The following is an 18,626-nucleotide window of genomic DNA, read 5'->3' on the forward strand; positions in this document are numbered from 1 at the left end:
CAGGGAGCGAGTGAAACGAGCGACCGAGGAGCGCAACGAGGCCCCCGAGTCCTCGCGGCTGGGGCTTTGTGAGTGTCAGCCGCGTCGACGACGATCTCGTACCGAGCGATTCCACCCGATATCTCGTACTACTAGCACGAGCTATCTATCAGTCGTTCCATGCAAGAGCGTCCGAGAAGTAGAGTCGGAAATACTGCTAGATACAGGAGAACAATCTATCAAGCTGGGTAGCAGCCTGTCTAAGCCGGCCCACATTCTGTCCTCTGCAACAGATTAATACTCGTATGTATGTTTGTTGATAATGTGTCTCAAGATACTATTGTCTATCACCGTCTCTACGAGGTGATGGACGATTCGGCCCTATCACTAGCCGAAAAACAACGCCGCGCCCTCGAACTAGGGCGAGAGTTCTTAGGGGTCGAACATGGCCACATCCAGCGTCGTGACGACGGTTCTAGGACAGATACCGTCGTCGCCAGCGATGGAAACAACCCTCATCTCACTGATGGTGCGACACTCGATCGCGCGACGACGTACTGCCGACGGGTCATCGATACTGAGGGTCCTGTCGCACTCACCGACGCCCCTGAGGAGGGGTGGGCCGACGACCCCGCATACCAGCAACACGGACTCGACTGCTACCTCGGCACAACGATTTTCGTCCACGGCGACGTGTACGGCACAGTCTGTTTTTCTTCCCGAGACCCACGCGAGAGTACCTTTATTAACGAGGAGAAAGCCGTCGTCGAACTCCTCGCCAGACTCCTCGGACGCGAAATCGAATCTGCCCACCACGAACACCGCATCACCGAGACACAGCAAGCCCGAAAACGAGCCGAGAACAAATACGAGACACTCCTCCAGCAGGCCCCCGATGCCGTGTTTCTCGCTGACGCTGACACTGCAACGATCTCCGAGGTCAACGAGCGGGCCGCCGACCTGACCGGCTACGCCCAATCCCAACTGGAGGACATGTCGATCCTTGACTTGCATCCACCCGAAGAGCGTGACCGGTACGCCGAACTGTTCGGCACCAACTTCTCGGACGGTCCACGCGACCGGTTTGCCGACGGCACGCCGTTATATATCAGGCGTGCTGACGGAACCGACTGTCCCATCGAGATGAGCGTTAGTTCTGTGGATATCGACGGCCAGGAATTCGTCCAAGGCATAGTTCGGGATATCTCGGCCCGGCGCGAGCACGAACAGGAGCTGGCGCGGACCACGGAATTCCTCCAGCAAACGCAGGAAGCCGCCAACCTCGGCGGCTGGGAGTACGACCTCCGCTCGGAAACGCTCCGGTGGTCCGACGAGGTCTGTCGCATCCACGGTCTTCCACCGGAGTACGAGCCCACACTCTCGGAAGGGCTTGATTTCTATCATCCGGACGACCAATCGATCATCAGCGATGCCTTCGAAGAACTCACTACCGAAGGCGAGCCCTACGATTTAGAACTCCGGATCGTGACCAGCGACGAGACGGTTCGATGGGTGCGGATGATCGGACGCCCAGTGTACGCCGAGGACGAAGAGATCGTCGCGGCGCGGGGTGTCTTCCAGGATATCACTGACCGCAAGGAACGCGAGCGCGACCTGCACATAAAGAGTCGGGCCCTAGAAGAGTCAACGGTCGGCATTACAATCGCCGACGCGGACCAACCGGACCTCCCCATCATTTATGCCAACGAAGGGTTCGCGCGGCTAACGGGGTACCCCACACAGCGAGTACTGGGGGACAACTGCCGGTTCCTCCAAGGTGAGGAGACCGACGATGCTACAGTGACCGAAATACGCGAAGCAATCGAGTCGGATACCCCGATTCGGACAGAGATTCTCAACTACCGTGCCGACGGAACGCCGTTCTGGAATCAACTGACGATTGCCCCCGTTACAGGCGCTGACGCTGAGGATGTGACCCATTACGTTGGGATTCAAGACGATATCACGGCCAAAAAGCGCCGTGACCGACTAATCGGGGTGCTCAACCGCGTCCTCCGACACAACCTCCGGAACGATATGGGCGTGATTATGGGACTTGCCGAGATGGTCACAGAGCGAACCGAGGGCGAGACCGCCCAGATGGCACGGCAAATCAGTGAGAAGAGTTCAGAGATCACTGCCCTGAGCGAGAAAGCACAGGACTTCCAGACGGCGGTAGATAACTCCGAGCCGCTCGCTCCGCGTGATGTGCTGGCGGATGTTGAGGCAGTTGTGGCGGAATTGCGAACGGAGTTCCCCGAGACCAAATTCAGCATTGAGGCTGCTCCCTGCGAGGATGTGATGGCAACCGAAACCCTGCGGTTGGTCCTGCGGGAACTCGGAGAGAATGCCGCACAGTACGGCGATTCTTCTGGAGTAACATACGGTATAGAGATGACAGAAGATGACGAGGTGGCCATTCGTGTTCAGGATGGCGGCCCAGGTTTACCTGAGATGGAACGGTATGTATTGGAAGTGGGGCGCGAGACGCCCTTAGAGCACGGGTCGGGGCTTGGACTGTGGATAGTCAACTGGATCGTCACCGGACTTGGTGGCGAGGTGACCACCACCGTCGATGACGGGACAACAGTCACGGTTCGACTCGCACCAGCGGCGGAGGGAGCGGTGCCGGAGCACCGAGACGCAGCACTCAGCACCCAAGGTGAGTAGCCACGCCGCTTGCCTGTGATTCTGTTTGCAGCCCATCAGGGATATAGGTGAGATGACAGGTTTTCCTTTGCGAGATATCGGATTGTATTCAGCAGACCAGCGAATACATTACCGATCAATAACAGAACTATCAGCGGTCAGTTCAAAGTCCTCAGCGACCAGTTGTTTCAGACGAGAATATATCTGAAGAATAGGATTTCAACAGAGCCAAATTTTTGAGACACAAGCCCACGGATTTGACCGTGAGAGGGGATCAAACCTGACGAAGGGACGAGGTGTTCTGTGGGAACAGGACTCGGTGACGTCTGTGCATTTGTGCGCCGTAGCCCTGGAGCGGAACGGCACTCGGGTGGCACCACCACTCGCGTTCGACGGCAGTATTCAGCCAGGCAAGTCCAAAACCAGCGGGAGCAGAACTGTCGCTACACTCCCGCTCCGTTCTCGTCGGCGGCGACTCCCATGACGTCGAAGAAGCGACGACGAACCCGCTTATTGATCATTTCCACCACCTCGGACTCCTCGTGAGTGACGTCGTTGAGCCGTCCCAGCGAGAGTTGTCCGCCAGCCATCGTCTTGTGGCCACCAGCCTGCCCGATGTCCCCGTACGCTTCCCGAAGTCGTTCACCCAAGTCGATATCCTTCCGGATTGACCGCGCACTCAGTTGGACCTCGTCGTCGACGATCCCACACACGAGCACGACGCTGACCCCTTCGATGTTGAGGAGATAGTCGGCCGCCTGCGTGAGCGCGTCGTGACCTGCTGTCCGTCCGATACAGGAGACGAGACAGGCATTTCGTTTCACTCGGTTCTGGATCGCGTCACCGACAACATCGACGGTGGCAGCAGTGAACGACGCCCCGTAGAGTTCGCGGAGCATCTCGATGTCTGCTCGCGGGTCGAGATATTCTCCAGCGCCATACTCGTGAGTCGTCGGCTGGCGAATGAAGTCGAGACAATCTCGATGGATACCAAAGAGAAGTCCTGAAGCGATGCGTGTCGTCATCTCGATAGGTGACTCTCGGATGTATTCGGTAAGGATCGTCGCTGTCGCCCCATATTCCTCGCGAATATCGACGAACTCCGCTGGAATCGGGTGATCTGTCGGATGATGATCGATAACGATGTCAACCGCTGTCTCGGCTGGGACTGAATTATGGTTTCCCGGGAGCGAATGATCAACAAACGCCACGAGTTCATTCGCTTCCCGGAGCTCCTCGGAGTACTGCTGGAGTTCGATATCGAATACGTTGACGAACGCCCGGTTCTGCTGATGTGAAATCGTTCCTCCGTACAGAATATCTACAGTGTCGATACCGCTCTCGCTCGCCAACAGTTTCAGAGCCATCGCCCCCGCCAGACAGTCAGGATCCGGATCGTCATGGCACACCACTGTCAACGAGGACGCTGAGTGAAAACAATCGAGCAACACATCAACCTGTGACATACCCGATGTTTGCAGCGTCACATTGTTAGCCATTCCCCCGAGGACCTCCGACGACAAGCCTCTCGATCTGGCTTGCGATATCGTATTATGATCATGTGTCAACGGGATTCTCACGATCCGAGACGTGTTGCGTTTGTGGGAGAGAAGATGAGAGTCAGCGTGTTGAGCGCGGCCTGTACGTATGCGCGAAGTGTGATGCGGCGTTCAACGCGGACGTGAACGGGGCGGAGAACACCCGTCTCGACATCAACGACAGTACAAGTAACTCCGAGTCTGCGCCCGATTTGGGTGGGGATAGGAGTACCGGCTGGTTGGCACAGCCCGGAGTCTACCTGTATGACTTGTCTCGCGGATTCCAACCGCAGGAACAAGTGGTAGACTGCAAACCGTAATATCCCAACTGCGGTCGGGATTCCTCCGCCTTCAGGCGGAGGAGGATGTCAACTGCCATGCATGACGATGAACTCGTCGGTATCGTGACTCTCAAAGATGCGAGTACTGTGCCCTCCAAAGAGTGAGATCAAACGACCGTCTCCGATGTCATGACGACCGACCTATCGGCAGTCTCTCGGGGTACGAGCCCCGGTGACGTGTTCTCGCCTCCTGTGTTGCGGCTGCTTCATTCAGCACGTCGACAGGCTCGAAGTCGGTCTTTGGCTCCCAATGTACGGTCCTCGCTGACGTCTTCGGCGCTGTCAAGGTCTCAAAGTCTGATTTGGCCATCGTATGCTCTATTTTTTGATGACATAACTCCAAAGCAGCAACTGAGCGTCGAGAACAGACATCGAGGGTGGGATTTGGACCAGACGGGAGACGTTTTTCGCGGTCCGTACAGTTCTTCCAAACGCGTTGACCGAAGCCGACGAATTTGGTTTCTCGAAGGCCCCTTTCGGAGACTTCGGTACTTGCCTTTCTCAATCCGTCCTCCGGAAGACGAATCTCGGGACCGGTTCGTTCTCTTTTCGAACGTTTACTTCGTTTCCCTGTTACGGGAGGTTCGTTTTTTGTCCCTGATCTGTTTCGTTCCATCCTTCTGGATGGTTCGAGAAGGATCATCTGGATGCCCTGACACCTCGCATATGAACTGTGTTCCCGGGATGTGGGATCTGCCGGCATTGTTTAACAGAGTATTTGACGTATATCGGTCATGGGAGAACTTGAAACAGAAGAGCAGAAAACCCGGGCAGAAGTCGCCTCGTATCTCCGCCAATTAGCCGATCAGCTCGACGGAGGCGGTGCTGTAATGCTCGAACTTGGGGATCAACGCGTGGATCTCGATCCCGTCGATCCGATCACGTTCAAACTTGAGGGTGAGTCGGATTGGGCCGAGGGCGATATGGAGGCCAAACAGAGCATCGAATTCGAGTTGGTGTGGTGGCGTGAAGCGCAGACGGCCGAAGAAGGGACCCTGAACACCGAACAGACGGAACCGTGAGCAGTTTTCAGTAATGTTTCTCAAACGATTTGATATTGATTTATGGGAACCGTGCTGGAATACCATGAGAGGACAATCCTGAATGTACGACACCATTCTCGTTCCAACCGACGGTAGTGACGGGGCTGAAGCCGCGGCACGACACGGACTGAATCTCGCGACGGCCTTCGATAGCCAGATTCATCTCCTGAGTGTCGTTGATGAACGGTCGTACAGCAGCGCACTTGCGGACCTGAACCCATCGATCGGAGAGCAACGAGAAGTGTTCGAACAACAGGCCACTGAGGCTGTCGGCCGTCTCGAAGAACTCTTCTCGGATCTGTCCGTCACGTGTCACACGGCAGTCGAACACGGCATCCCCCACGAAGCGATTCGATCCTACATCGCAGAACACGACATCGACCTCGTTTCGATGGGGACCCACGGACGAACTGGGCTTGACCGATTGCTGCTTGGGAGCGTGACAGAACGTGTCGTTCGAACGAGTGACGTGCCTGTTCTCACGACTCGACACGAACCGGACGACCGTTCAAACTACGATCGAATCTTGATTCCGACAGACGGCAGTGAGTCTGCGACTCCAGCGGTTGACCACGGGATCGGTATTGCCGAACAATTCGATGCAACTGTCCACGCTCTCTCGGTCATTGACACCACTGCCTTCGCGGTGGCTTACGATGGCGGCCCCGGCATTCAAACTCTGCTCGATACCTTGGAAGAGGGCTGCAAGCAGGCCGTCGCGGAAGTCGAAGACGCATGCGAGAATCACAACCTCGATGTCGTTACAGAAGTCGTGCGGGGAACTCCGTATCGTACGATTCAGGAGTACGTCGACGACGAAGGGATCGATCTTATCACGATGGGGACGCATGGCCGAACCGGCCTCGAACGCTATCTTATCGGTAGCGTGACCGAGCGAATTGTCCGAACGAGTGATGTCCCAGTGCTCACCGTGAGGTAGAGAGAGCTTCGGGGAGATTAAGTGAACGTTCACCGGATCTGCTTGTTTCAGTTATCGGAAATCGGGTGAATACTTTCCCCTCTCGCTTCGTAATATTGAGATGGTGCTGGATGTTTCGCTTGGTTACTACGACAAGATCCTGGCTGCTATTGCAGCTAGCCTCAGCGGGGGCGCGCTAGCTGGCACGATTACTGACCTCCGTTTGCGCGTCGGACTCCTTGCGGGGGCAGTTGTTGCGACGATATTTGTCTATCATGCCCTGTTCCAGAATCCTCCTCGTCCGACCCCATCCCGACAAGCTAAAGCCGTAGCCATCGTCTGGCACGCGTTCGTTGGGATCTTACTGATGTCAACGTTCCTTTGAAAAAGCAGACAGTGCCCCCAACTTCGGTCAAGGACTAAATTCAGTATTCGGGCCGTTGCGCCTGGATGACCGACGCCAGCTGCTGGTTTTCGTCGGCGAGGAGTTCGGTCAGATCGTCGGCGGTGATGATCCCCACGAGTTCGTCGTTATCGTCGCAGACGGGAAGGCGACGAACGCTATTCTCGCTCATCACCTGTGCGGCCTCGTAGAACCCTGCGTCGGGACCGACTACACAAAGGTCTCTCGACATGACCTCGTCGGCAGTCTGGTCAGCCGGAGCGGTCTCTTCGGCGAGCACCCGCGTCGTCAGATCGCGGTCCGTAACGATCCCGGTCGGGCTGTTGTCGTTCGTGACGATGACGACGCTCCCCACGTTTTCGTCTCGCATCTGTTGGGCGAGTTCCGGGACCGATGTTTCGGGACTGGCACTGACAACTTCTGTTCGGGCGAGGTCTTCTATCGGCATTGTTGTTGCCTCCGTGTGGTTCATTGCCGAACGTGCATATATACCGAGAGGCCAATTCCTACTCGTCTGGAATCTTCTGGATTCGCCATCAAATCCTTCTACGATGTGTCCAGATGAAGATCGACGCCTTGTTTTCGGAGATAGTCTTCGACGACCGTCGCGACTGACTTGCCGAACGGTTGCAGAATATCCGGAAGCATCTCGAACAGGTGTATTTCCAGCCCGCGGCTGGCGAGTGTCTCGGCCATCTCGATCCCCACGTAGTCACCACCGACGATGGCTGCCGTCTCGGGGTGGGTCTCGCGTACGTACGTGTCGGCCTTGTCTATGTTGTGGATAGTGAAGATGCCTTTTGAGATCCATTTCCCCGAACGGCGGTTCGATCGCCAGTACTCCCGTCGCGATGAGAAGCTCGTCGTACGGCTGCTTGAATCGCCCGTTGTTTGTCGAAACTGTCACCCTCTGTGTTTCGGGATCGATACCAACGGTTTCGCGATTCCTCTGCAGATCGATGTCCCGTTTTGTTCGTAATGCGTCAGGCGTGATCTTAGGGAGGTGGTCTAGCGAGTCGATATCGCTTTTCTCGTAATAGGGTATCCCACACGCAGCGTACGACACCCAGTCTCCCTTCTCGAAGGCCATAATCTGTTTTTTGACAACCACTGAGTCAGGGTGTTATGACATCCGACGCCGAACGAGATAGACGAGGAGAAACCCAGCTGCGACGGCAAGGACAGGAAGTTCGTACGGTCGATCGTGGAGTGTCAGAATTGCTGCTGCCACGACGAGCGCTCCGGCGAGCACTGCGTATCCGAGATTGTGATCTCCCATCCTGTGTCCATCAACTGGCTCCGTACGGACGACCAGTTCACCGCGTTCGAGCCGGTACAACGTTCGATCGAATCGGGATGGGACGCGTGCCAGAGCAGGGAGCGATCGGCGAATGTCAGTCCACGTCTCTTCGATGATTGCATCGAGTTCGCTCTCGATGAGTCCCTGCTCGACGAGGAATGAGCGAACGACTGCGAGGAAGTCGAATTCCGGATCGAGCTGTCGACAGACGCCTTCCCCGACGGTCCCGACCCGAATAAGTAGCATCACGTCCGGTGGAATACGAAACGGAAAATCGCGAAGCATCGTCGTTAACTCTGTAATAATCATCCGCCAGGTGATCTCTGATCGGCCTTCGAGATTCTCGATAACGAGTTCGAGAACACGGCTAACCTCGGCACGATTGACGTGTGGTTCGAGGACGTTGAGCGCAATGAGCGCGTCGACCAGGTCGTCCACATCGTGACGGACGAGCGCCCGATAGAGCCCGATGATATCCTCCTGCACGGTGGCTGGAAGGCGTTCGCTCATCCCAAAGTCGAAGAGTAGCAGACAGCCGTCGTCTGTGATAGCAAGGTTGCCTGGATGGGGATCAGCATGGAACACCCCGTCGACGAGGCCCATCTCCAGATACACCTCGATGATCCGTGTTGCCATCTCGTGTGGTGTCACGTCGACATCGTCGAACGCGTCCTCGTCGGTTATTTTCCGGCCGGTCAGGTACTCCATCGCCAACACACGCTCCGAGGACAGGTTTTCATAGACATCAGGGATGACGACTCGATCGTCGTCGACAAAATTCTCTCTGATATCAACCATGATCGCCCCTTCTCGGTCGAAATCCAGCTCGTTCAAGATGATGTCCTCGAAGTCGTCGGCGGCGTTTTTTGATTGAATATTGCTGGCGTTCGCTCGCGAAGAGGCTCACCAGCGGAATTAGTCCGCTGACGACCCGAAGATCACGCTCGATCACGGGTTTCAGGCCAGGACGTCGCACCTTCAGTGCGATTCGCTCATCTCGATAGTCGGCAGTGTACACGTACGCGAGCGATCCACCGGCGATCGGTTCGAGCGTCGACCGATCGAGTTCGTCGCCAAGTTCTTCGTCAACGACCTGCTTCGGATCTCCTCCCACGTCTTCGGGAACTTCATCTTGGAGGGTTCCGAAAACGTCGGCATAGACCGGTGGGACGATATCGGGGCGTGTCGAGAGGACCTGTCCGACCTTGATGAATGCCGGTCCAAGTTCGAGCATCGTGTCCCGGATCTGTTCGGCTCGCTGTCGATGTATCTCGTCAGCAACTCGTCTTGGTGATCCGAACAAAATGAATCGCCGCCTGTCACGGAGAAACGCCAGCGCGAAGGGCAGAAATCGGAAGAGAACGACGAGATACCGGCGGAACAATCCGTTCATTCTATCGGGGTAAGTACTGATTGGGTGTAGTCAACTGGTGACACAAACCTCGTTTTCGGAATGGCATCTGCAAGTGAAAGAGTGGTTTTGTCGCCTCGTATAACTATCCGCCTCTTTAGACCACTCAGATATTGCGTGTGTTCTTGATTCGTGAAGATAATCATCTGCACTTATTGTGGGCACAGACTCATCCTAGAGCAAAGAACCCCATGTACGATACCGTCCTGATTCCGACTGACGGTAGTGATCACTCTGTTCGGGCTGCCGAACACGGGCACTATCTCGCACAGATGTTCGATGCCACAGTTCATGTAATCAACGTCGTTGATATCCAGGGTACTGCTGGGATGTTTGACGCTGGAGGTCTTGTTCAGAGTATCAACGATCAACTCATCGCCGAGGGTGAAACCGCAATTGAGGCAGTCGAAGCCGTCGTTGGCGAACGAGATCCGGTGACGACTGCAGTTGTCAAGGGCGAGCCATCCGAGACGATCCTCAAATACGCGGAAGATCACGATGTTGACATGATAACGATGGGAACGCACGGCCGGACGGGACTGAATCGCTATATTGCGGGTAGTGTGACTGAACGCGTCATTCGTCTCGCTGATGTCCCTGTCCTTTCGGTTCGTACAACTGATCAGAGTCAGCCTGTGGGAGAGTACGATGAGGTCCTCATCCCCACCGATGGAAGCGAGCCCGCAGCTATGGCTATCGATCATGGACTCGCGATCGCACAAAAGACAGGTGCTCGCATTCACGCTGTAAATATCGTTGACGTCGGCGACGTTGCCGCCGGTCCAAGCTATACCCCTCCGACAGAAGTGATAGAGGATCTCGAATCAGAAGGGGAAGTTGCGACGGATCGTATCGCTACACAGGCTCGAGCACGGGGACTTGACGCGATTACTGAGGTTCGTGAAGGGTTTCCCGCGAGCGAACTCCTTGACTACGCTGACGAATCAGATATTGACCTGATTACGATGGGAACCACTGGCCGAACAGGCCTCAATCGTTATCTTCTGGGCAGCACCACCGAACGGATCATCAGGCTTGCGGAGATTCCTGTCTTGGCAGTAAACGCGAGGGAATAAGAGAGGGATTAACGAGTTCAATGACAGAAGAGCTACTAACGGAGATCTGTCTCAATTTCGACGTATCCACCACGAAGTCCAATTGTGCTTAGTTAACAAAAACCAAGGAGAAGATTGCTTCTGTTCATCGCATAGGGCGTGTTCATCGCAGAGAACGGGCGGATAGCGATGGCCCTGAGGAGCAGGCCCCGGTCATGTCTTCTATCGGTAGAGTCGCTTGAGTCAAGGAATCGACGACCTCTACTACGACACGGCCGTCCTGACCGAGGAGATGAGCTCCAGACACGTTGACGATTAAGGGCACGTCCTCCAAGAGTCGGAACTCGTCCGGCGGATGGTGATCGAGATAAAAGCTTACTGACAGACCTGCTCCGTCGCCAGTAACGAACGAATCGCCTTCTCCGAGCCATTTCGTCATCTCCGTTCGCTTACATATCTCCTGTTTCGGTACGTGTGCGGACGGAGAGTAGTGACTCGCAGTGGAAATTTCCCTGCTTGTTTATTAGTCTGACAAACTAACAGAATAGCTATATGGTTGAGCATACGCGAACACTCGATTTCAAAATCGCGTTCGCGATCGGGCTAGGAACGATGATCGCGGCGGGGATCTTCTCGCTCTCTGGAACAGCTGTGTTCCGGATCGGTTCGAGCGCCGTCGTCGCGTTCGTGCTTGCAGCGCTGGTCGCTGGAATCACTGCTGCAGCCTACTCCGAGTTCGCCTCGATCTACTCCGAAAACGGTGGGGGATACCTCTTTTGCTCGCGCACCTTCGAAGAGCGGGACCGTCTCAAATATGGCGTCGGAATGTCACTCTTTCTTGGATACACTGGCACAACGGCGTTCTATCTCGCGACGATGGACGAGTGGTTCTTCCGGTTCATCCTCCCCGAGTCGCTCCAAGCTTTGCCCCACGGAAGCGTTGGAATTCTCGCCGCACTCACACTCGGACTGCTGAACGCTCGTGGAACCGAGGAATCGGGGCTGTTCCAGCTTATCGTCACGAGTGCGAAGGTCGGTGTCCTGTTCGTTTTCATCGGAGGAGCGATTGCGTTCGTCGGACCGACGAAGGCGACTGGGACGTTCGTATCGAACGTCGAGGTTGAACCGATTGGCATCGTCTCGGTCGCCGCGCTGGCGTTCATCACGTTCTTCGGTTTCTCGGCTATCGCCGCGAGCGCGGGCGAGATCATCGAGCCCCGGAAGACTGTCCCCCGTGCCATTGCCGCAAGCATGGTCACCGTCACGGTCCTGTACGCGCTTGTCATCGTCGCGATGGTGAACGCACCAGTGCCCCGCGAAGTACTCGCACAGGGAGAGACGGCGATGGGGAGCGTGGCGGCATCCTTCCTTGGCTCGTGGGGCCAGTTGCTCATCGTCGCCGGCGCCGTCTTCTCGATGGTGAGCGCCTCGAACGCGTCGATTCTCGCCGCAAGCGGGATCGGCTCACTCATGGGGCGGCAGGGACACGCTCCCCGGCGGTTTGCCCGCATTCACCGCGATTATCGCACGCCGTTCTGGAGTGTGACGACGGCAACGGCAACGATCGGGCTTCTCATCTTTGTGTTTATCACACTCTTCTCGGAGCACGGACTGCTCGGCGTCCATCTCCTCGGCCTCGAACCACTCACCGGGTTCGCCACGTTCAATCTCCTCGTCCCCCTAGCTGTAGTGAACATCGCGCTGATCTATTCCCGCTGGAACCATCCGGATATCGAGCGTGGGTTCTCAATGCCGCTCGTTCCTGTTCTTCCCGTGGTAGGGGTACTAGCCAATCTCGCGCTTATTTTGAACCTTCCGCCCGTCGGGGTCGTCGTTGGCGGAGTATTCACTTTTGGACTCCTTGTCGCGTATTTCGTCTGGGGCGGTGCTCCCCACGTCGAAGAACTCGTCGAGAGGGTCGTCCCTCCCGGCGTTCCCGACACAACGACCGACGGTGCTCCAGCCGGTGGTGAGGCTGAGGAAGCGGAGTCAGAACGATTTCGGATCCTCGTCGCGATTGCACGCCCGGAACGGGCGGTTCCCTACGTCCGGCTCGCGGAGATGCTGAGTCGTGGACGGGACGCCGAGCCGCTGGTGCAGGTCCTTAACGTCACTCATATCCCTGACCAGACGCCCAGCGAAATGGTCCGGGAAACGGCGCAGGAACGAACTACGCGAATCGAAGATCGACTCTCTGAAGTCGACGTGGACGTGGAGTACACCGTCGAAGGGCATATCTGTCGAGACGTCGCATTCGACATCCTCCAGACGGCCCGGGACGACCAGGCCGACGAGATTCTAATGGGCTATCCGGAGGAGCACCCGACAATCACCGAAACCGTCGAATACAACGCTCCGTGTGGCGTGTTCTTCACGAGCGGTGTGGACGCTATCGACGACCTCTCGACCATCAACATCGGTGCCGGCGGCGGTCCGCACCATCTCGCGCTGTTGCCGGCCGTGAATCGGCTGGGAAAACGGGGCGCCGAGGTACACGTCATCAGCGTCACTCCGGAGACGGAGGGGACCGCCGAACCCGTCGACGACACCGTCTCGGCCCTCTCGGAGATCGAGTCGATCCACGTACACGACGTAACCGCCAACACGGTCGCCGAAGGACTCGTCTCGACCACGATCGGAAACGGTGGCCTCTTGGTTATCGGGGCAACCCGTGACCGCCGACTCCGACGCTGGGTGTTCGGTAGCACACCCGACCGGACGATCGAGCTCGCCCGTTCCTCGAACGTTCCCGTACTGATCTACGCGAGCACGAGCGGCGTCTCCGGTCGTGTCGAGGAGTATCTCTTCCCCGTCTACCGATATCTCCGACGCCACTTCGGGGAGTGACGTGCGTTCCGACGTGTCATCGAGGCGCCCGGCGACACAGAGGAGTAGAACTCTTCATAGATACCCCTCGCGGAGGATGGCAATCGAGCGACTGTGCTTGGTTACAGAGGACTATGCATCCGCGTATTTTTGTGGATCGCCGTGGCCGATTCGGCAAGCAGACGTCGCCGTCTGCTGACCCGGGTAGAAAGTACCGCCCTTCTTGATACCTCCCGTGGAAACACTGCCATGAATAGTCTCGAACTGACCCTACGCCTGAGTGCCGGCCTCCTGCTCATCCTCGCGAACGGGTTCTTCGTCGCCATCGAGTTCGCGCTGACCCGCGTTCGACAGTATCCACGATCCGAGTTCGACGTCCCGGGCCTACAGCGGGCCTGGGAGATGACGCAGGATCTCGAAATTTATCTCACGAGCTGTCAGGTCGGCATCTCCGCGACCAGTATTGCCGTTGGCATCGTCGCAGAACCAGCGTTGGCTACAGTGATCGATCCGGTTTTCGAGAATTCGATGCTCGCGTCGATCGGGGCAGGTGGCATCGTCGCGTTCCTCGTCATCAATCTCCTCCACCTGACTCACGGCGAACAGACTCCCACCTATCTCGGGGTCGAGCGGACGAAACTCGTCGCCCGGTACGGTGCGACCCCACTCTACTGGTTTGCCAAACTGCTCTACCCAGTTATCGTAATCGGAGACGGCGTCGCCAAATGGACGCTCCGTCTTTTCGATATCGAAATGACCGGCGCTTGGCTCGAAACCGAAGTCAGCCGCGTCGAATCGCGGGCAGACCTCCGCCACCGACTCGGTTCCTTGCTCGACCGGGGGGATCTCTCCGAGGAGCGCAAAGAAGAGGTCATCAACGCCTTCGCCGTCGGCGAGCAGCCCGTCGACGAGATCATGACCGATCGCGAGAACATCGTTTTTCTCTCGACGGCTGTCTCCGCACAGGAAAACCTCGACCGGATCGGAACGAGTCCCCACACGCGATTTCCACTCGTTGGGGACGATCCGACCGATTACAGGGGCATTGTCTACGTCCCCGCGGTCGTCGATCGAATCAACGAACTGCAACGTGGTGAGGTCACGCTTGAAGATGTCGCTGCCCCGACGATGGCGCTTCGAGCAGATACCCTCATCAGCGATGCCGTTGATCAGTTTCAGGATGAAAATCAGGAACTCGCACTGGTGTATAATGACGGCGAAGAAAACGTCGTTGGACTGATCACTGCGACGGACGCCCTCGAAGCGGTGATGGGTGAAATCAAAGACCCCCTCGATATCAAACTCCAAGAATGACAGAGCAATTCACGGTGAAACGAAGCACTGCGCGATTCGACCCTCTCTGTAAGATACAATGATTTCAAGTAATTGAGAAAGACACCCGATAACAATATTCCTGCTCGACACTCTAGTACTCGAACACGTATGGACAAGAATGTCGGCGGGCTTGACCGGACCGGGCGTATCGCCATCGGCATCATGGTAGTCATCACCGGTATTGCAGCTCTCACCGGTTACTGGGCGGCAGGAGCAGTAATCGGCGGTGTCGCACTCCTCATTGGAGTGATTCTCCTCGTGACCGGCACGACCCAGAAGTGTCCGATTAACGAGGCCGTCGGCATCGACACTACTAAGAGGGAGAACTGACGCGACTCCCCGTCAATTCGCGAGATGACAAGCACAATGCTCCCTAGCGACAATACGCTATTTTCCTCACGAGCCAACATAAAAGAGTTTGGCGGCGAATAGGTCTGGGGACCCTGTTGAAATCCTCAACAGATTCGAACCGGATTACAGTCATTACAGGGAACTCACGTACCGGTCAGGTCTTGAATTACTCACATATAATACGGTGATACGGTCAGACACACGATCAGGGGATCAAAAACACGAGGTTTCAGCTTCCTGAGCGAAAGAGTCACGGTCCAGTTATACTAATCCCAACCCCCATATTTCGCTGCGAATTCACGTCCTGTACAATCTTTCGTATCTAATCCAAACAGGCGGAATTCAACATCATCGAACGGGACCCCCCAAACTCCGAAATCAGGAGGAAACTCCGCATTTGCGGCCAGACTCGCATAGGATCGCTCTCTATCGGCTTCATCTATTTCGTATATTTCGCCCGTGATAACGACACTTCGCCAAATGGCTTCATCGTTTTTGTCTTGCTCATACACCGTCAGGCAAACTTGAGGATTCGAATCGATAACCTGATTTTTTCGGGTCTGATCGCCCCCACCCCACTGCATCGGAAACACCATCTGATCAGCATCATATCCGAAAGACATCGGGATAGCGTATGGTTGTCCGTGATCAATCATTGCAAGGACACCGATACCTCTCCGCACGAGAATTTCGTCGATCTCATCTCTGTCGAGATGTCTCACGTTCTGAGAGAAGAGGCGTCTTATTTGTAATAAAGGCTCCCATGATCTATTCCAAACGTTGTACTAATATGAGATTAGGTATCACATTTGCACTCCTCAGCGACTGGCTGTTTCAGACCAGAATAGGTCTGAAGAAGAGGGGTTCAACAGAGCCGTCGCGGGTTAAGTTAGAATAAGGCGGCCGATCTTTCGAATTCTATGCCCGAAAGCAGCCGCTTCGGGGGTGATATCGAGTGAATCGGCTTGGTGTTTATGGAGCGAGAGCGGACACCCCTGCAAGCGATTGAAGTTGGTATTCAGCTTCACCTAGGGGGATATCTATTTTAGACACGGGAAGTAGCGGTTCTGTCTGATCTCGCGTGGCTATCCCCCTCCTCCTTTATTTACTGCCAGACTTGGTAATAGGGCATCATGTTCCTACTCAAGCGTAGCCTCCGTCTTGTTGCTGGTCTCGCACTCATCTCCAGCCAACAGAAGTTCATGGGTGAGTTGGTGAGAGCGCACTCGAAGATTGACCGGATGATCGGGCTATTGTCCGACCTACACCCTTTTTAATACACCGGTATGATATCTCGATGCAGGACAATCACTACTACCTCGAAAATGATACATACTCCCAGAACATCTATGGGCAGGATTTCCTGAGGGATGGTTGACCCTCTAACCTCCCCCCTGAGTGAAGTCGTCTTACATCTCCTCCTCGCAGGTGGTCTCGGTGCGCTCATCGGTCTGGAACGAGAGCAGAGCGAATCCGGGGGGACCTTCGCCGGGAGTCGGACGTTTCCGTTGATCGCACTTTATGGGGCGCTCGTTCAGGCGTTTTTCCCGGCCGTGCTCCCACTCGCTGTGGGAACGTTCGTCATACCCCTTACCGTAGCCTACATCGGGAAAATCTGGTACGAAGAGGATATCGGCTTGACGACGCTCGTGGCCGCCCTCGTGACAGTCATTCTTGGTGCAATGGCCATGCATTCAGACCAGGGTGCGGTCGTCGCTATTATTGCCGGCGGCGCAGTCACAGTGCTTCTCTCGGTAAAGGATCCGATACATGAATTTGCCGATCGGATCGAAGAGAACGAACGGCGGGCGTCGGCGAAGTTTATTCTCGTCGTCCTCGTCGTGCTACCCGCGCTTCCCGACCGATCGCTTGACGCCCTCTACGGCCTCAATCCGAGATTCATCTGGTTGATGGTCGTATTCGTCACTGGTCTCGGATTCGTAGCGTACCTACTCGGACAAACACTCGGCCCTGAACGAGGGATCGCCCTCACGGGAATCGTCGGTGGGTTCGTCTCGTCTACCGCGACGACGGTTTCGATGGCGGAGAAGACGACCCAGAACGCGACGCTCTATCACGTCTGTGCATTCGCGGTCGTCATCGCCTCCATCGTGATGTTTCCCCGAGCACTCATCGAGATCGCGGTGGTCAACCCCGACCTGCTCTCGAGCGTCGCGCCGCCGCTAGGAGCGATGACTGTTGTCGGGGTGGCTGCTGCCGGGGTTTTGTACTGGCGAACCGCATCCGACGAGACAGTGGAACCTGAGGAACTCAAGAATCCATTACGCCTGCAGCCTGCCCTCTTTTTTGGGGCTATATTCGCGGCCGTGTTGCTCCTCTCTGAGTACGCCCACGCATGGTTCGGTGCGTCGGGGGTGTACGCGACCGCGTTCTTCTCCGGACTCGCCGATGTCGATGCGATGACGATCACATTGAGCCAACTCGCAGCCGAGGGGACAATTTCGACGCAGGTCGCCACGACGGGAATCGTAATCGCGGCCATCGCAAACACCTTTGTGAAAGCCGCGTTAGCGTGGATTCTTGGCACCACCAAGTTGGGCAAACTCGTATCGATCGTGCTTGGCGTCGTCGTTCTGAGCGGTCTGGCTTTTCTCGTTATCTGAATTATCCACCCACTGACGTTCTTGTTGAACGTTGTCTCGCAACATGGAGAGGAACATCTATTTCATCGAGAGAGCATCTGGCTTGCAAAAGAAGGGCTTTGTTGAAATCCTCTTCTTCAGATATGTTCCGTCTGAAACAGAACAGCGGGTCGCTGAAAAGTGCGTACTAAGAAGCGGCTCCAGTGTGTTACTTATGTATCTAAAATATTAAAAATTCGTGGTATTCATGTGTATCTACAGCACCTATTCTTTATGTTCAGAATAGATCTGACCAGAGATGAGCCACATTCTGCCAGCGAGGACGTTGCAAAACTTCGGCTTCGACTACGCCACAAGTCCTTGGAAGAATTAGTAGATGAGGGAATAGTCACATGGGATAGGGAGAAAAACGTTGTTAGGAAAGGCTCTAACTTCGACAAATGACGCTCTCTCAAGAGCTAAGCTTAGATTCGATACCACTTCCACCTTTATTGGGTATTATTTGCCCCTGTTGAAGTCCTATTTTTCAGATATATTCACGTCTACAACCGACCGTAATTATAAAGTATAAATGTATAATATTTGTTATAGGGGTGGAAATATTCGCTTATGGAAGAGACTATCCTTAACCAAATCAGCGAAGGCATCGCCGATGTGGAGGGAGTTGATCCAGTAGATCTCGATATACCTCTCCAACGATATATCTCGACGGATGCAATACTGGCCGGTAACGAACGAGGCCAGTTCGCTTGCGAGGTACAGTGCCGTGTCAGAGACGTCCTCGGGGGTTCCCATACGGCCCAGAAGTATGTATTCGTCCACGTACTCCTCGCCTGACTGTGTCCCGACCATATCCAGTCGTTGGCCATCTCC

The 18,626-nt window shown here is 55.6% G+C and carries 14 protein-coding genes and 2 pseudogenes; 10 read left to right on the forward strand and 6 right to left on the reverse strand.

Annotation, left to right across the window (positions count from 1 at the left end; genetic code table 11):
• Positions 1-345: 345 nt before the first annotated feature.
• Positions 346-2,649, forward strand: coding sequence for a PAS domain S-box protein (locus GJ633_RS05715; protein WP_197431253.1), 2,304 nt, complete (start codon positions 346-348; stop codon positions 2,647-2,649).
• Between the two features lie 422 nt (positions 2,650-3,071).
• Here the strand turns inward: GJ633_RS05715 and GJ633_RS05720 are convergent, their stop codons facing one another.
• Positions 3,072-4,127, reverse strand: coding sequence for a bifunctional oligoribonuclease/PAP phosphatase NrnA (locus tag GJ633_RS05720; protein ID WP_197431254.1), 1,056 nt, complete (start codon positions 4,125-4,127; stop codon positions 3,072-3,074).
• A gap of 83 nt (positions 4,128-4,210) precedes the next feature.
• Between GJ633_RS05720 and GJ633_RS05725 the strand changes: the two are divergent.
• The 3 genes and pseudogenes from GJ633_RS05725 to GJ633_RS05735 all read left to right on the forward strand — a co-directional run.
• Positions 4,211-4,486: pseudogene (locus GJ633_RS05725) on the forward strand (zinc ribbon domain-containing protein); the annotation flags it as partial.
• Between the two features lie 755 nt (positions 4,487-5,241).
• Entirely contained in the window at positions 5,242-5,529 is a 288-nt protein-coding gene (locus tag GJ633_RS05730; protein ID WP_156587918.1) for an amphi-Trp domain-containing protein, read from the forward strand.
• An 82-nt stretch (positions 5,530-5,611) separates the two neighbouring features.
• A complete protein-coding gene (locus GJ633_RS05735) occupies positions 5,612-6,490 on the forward strand; it encodes a universal stress protein (protein WP_156587920.1) in 879 nt (292 codons plus the stop codon).
• Positions 6,491-6,894: 404 nt separating this feature from the next.
• On the opposite strand, the gene GJ633_RS05740 is transcribed toward GJ633_RS05735, so the two are convergent.
• From GJ633_RS05740 to GJ633_RS18465, 3 genes and pseudogenes are all read right to left on the reverse strand, one after another.
• The gene (locus GJ633_RS05740) at positions 6,895-7,320 is read right to left on the reverse strand and encodes a CBS domain-containing protein (protein ID WP_156587922.1); all 426 of its coding nucleotides are present in this window, start codon (positions 7,318-7,320) and stop codon (positions 6,895-6,897) included.
• Positions 7,321-7,418: 98 nt separating this feature from the next.
• Positions 7,419-7,679 carry an FAD-dependent oxidoreductase gene (locus GJ633_RS17045; RefSeq protein ID WP_321168929.1) on the reverse strand — a complete coding sequence of 87 codons (261 nt, stop codon included), beginning with the start codon at positions 7,677-7,679 and terminating at the stop codon, positions 7,419-7,421.
• Between the two features lie 316 nt (positions 7,680-7,995).
• Positions 7,996-9,565: pseudogene (locus GJ633_RS18465) on the reverse strand (ABC1 kinase family protein).
• A gap of 209 nt (positions 9,566-9,774) precedes the next feature.
• On the opposite strand from GJ633_RS18465, the gene GJ633_RS05755 reads away from it, so the two are divergent.
• The 4 genes from GJ633_RS05755 (at position 9,775) to GJ633_RS05770 (ending at position 15,129) form a co-directional block, all read left to right on the forward strand.
• Positions 9,775-10,659, forward strand: coding sequence for a universal stress protein (locus GJ633_RS05755; RefSeq protein ID WP_156587924.1), 885 nt, complete (start codon positions 9,775-9,777; stop codon positions 10,657-10,659).
• Positions 10,660-11,190: 531 nt separating this feature from the next.
• Positions 11,191-13,485, forward strand: coding sequence for an amino acid permease (locus GJ633_RS05760; protein WP_156587926.1), 2,295 nt, complete (start codon positions 11,191-11,193; stop codon positions 13,483-13,485).
• Between the two features lie 228 nt (positions 13,486-13,713).
• Positions 13,714-14,778 (forward strand): CNNM domain-containing protein, encoded by a 1,065-nt coding sequence (locus tag GJ633_RS05765; protein ID WP_156587928.1) that lies wholly within the window; start codon positions 13,714-13,716, stop codon positions 14,776-14,778.
• Between the two features lie 129 nt (positions 14,779-14,907).
• Positions 14,908-15,129, forward strand: a complete 222-nt coding sequence (locus GJ633_RS05770; RefSeq protein WP_156587930.1) for a DUF2892 domain-containing protein — start codon at positions 14,908-14,910, stop codon at positions 15,127-15,129.
• A 287-nt stretch (positions 15,130-15,416) separates the two neighbouring features.
• Here the strand turns inward: GJ633_RS05770 and GJ633_RS05775 are convergent, their stop codons facing one another.
• On the reverse strand, positions 15,417-15,872 hold the full coding sequence (locus tag GJ633_RS05775) for a pyridoxamine 5'-phosphate oxidase family protein (protein ID WP_197431257.1): 456 nt from the start codon (positions 15,870-15,872) through the stop codon (positions 15,417-15,419).
• A 648-nt stretch (positions 15,873-16,520) separates the two neighbouring features.
• On the opposite strand from GJ633_RS05775, the gene GJ633_RS05780 reads away from it, so the two are divergent.
• Positions 16,521-17,774: an MgtC/SapB family protein gene (locus GJ633_RS05780; protein ID WP_156587932.1), complete on the forward strand. Its 1,254-nt coding sequence runs from the start codon at positions 16,521-16,523 to the stop codon at positions 17,772-17,774.
• Positions 17,775-18,026: 252 nt separating this feature from the next.
• Entirely contained in the window at positions 18,027-18,197 is a 171-nt protein-coding gene (locus GJ633_RS05785) for a hypothetical protein (RefSeq protein ID WP_156587934.1), read from the forward strand.
• 141 nt (positions 18,198-18,338) lie between these two features.
• Here the strand turns inward: GJ633_RS05785 and GJ633_RS05790 are convergent.
• A partial coding sequence (locus GJ633_RS05790) for an SDR family oxidoreductase (RefSeq protein WP_231741247.1) occupies positions 18,339-18,626 on the reverse strand: 288 nt, incomplete at its 5' end.

The sequence above is a fragment of the Halorubrum sp. CBA1125 genome (genome assembly GCF_009742825.1).
Lineage (GTDB): Archaea > Halobacteriota > Halobacteria > Halobacteriales > Haloferacaceae > Halorubrum.

What these genes read in the sequence shown, in the direction of transcription:
- GJ633_RS05770 (WP_156587930.1), top strand. Translation starts at nt 14,908, where the DNA reads ATGGACAAGAATGTCGGCGGGCTTGACCGGACCGGGCGTATCGCCATC.
- GJ633_RS05765 (WP_156587928.1), top strand. Translation starts at nt 13,714, where the DNA reads ATGAATAGTCTCGAACTGACCCTACGCCTGAGTGCCGGCCTCCTGCTC.
- GJ633_RS05785 (WP_156587934.1), top strand. Translation starts at nt 18,027, where the DNA reads ATGTTCAGAATAGATCTGACCAGAGATGAGCCACATTCTGCCAGCGAG.
- GJ633_RS05720 (WP_197431254.1), bottom strand. Translation starts at nt 4,127, where the DNA reads ATGGCTAACAATGTGACGCTGCAAACATCGGGTATGTCACAGGTTGAT.
- GJ633_RS05735 (WP_156587920.1), top strand. Translation starts at nt 5,612, where the DNA reads ATGTACGACACCATTCTCGTTCCAACCGACGGTAGTGACGGGGCTGAA.
- GJ633_RS05740 (WP_156587922.1), bottom strand. Translation starts at nt 7,320, where the DNA reads ATGCCGATAGAAGACCTCGCCCGAACAGAAGTTGTCAGTGCCAGTCCC.
- GJ633_RS05715 (WP_197431253.1), top strand. Translation starts at nt 346, where the DNA reads ATGGACGATTCGGCCCTATCACTAGCCGAAAAACAACGCCGCGCCCTC.
- GJ633_RS05760 (WP_156587926.1), top strand. Translation starts at nt 11,191, where the DNA reads ATGGTTGAGCATACGCGAACACTCGATTTCAAAATCGCGTTCGCGATC.
- GJ633_RS05730 (WP_156587918.1), top strand. Translation starts at nt 5,242, where the DNA reads ATGGGAGAACTTGAAACAGAAGAGCAGAAAACCCGGGCAGAAGTCGCC.
- GJ633_RS05780 (WP_156587932.1), top strand. Translation starts at nt 16,521, where the DNA reads ATGGTTGACCCTCTAACCTCCCCCCTGAGTGAAGTCGTCTTACATCTC.
- GJ633_RS05755 (WP_156587924.1), top strand. Translation starts at nt 9,775, where the DNA reads ATGTACGATACCGTCCTGATTCCGACTGACGGTAGTGATCACTCTGTT.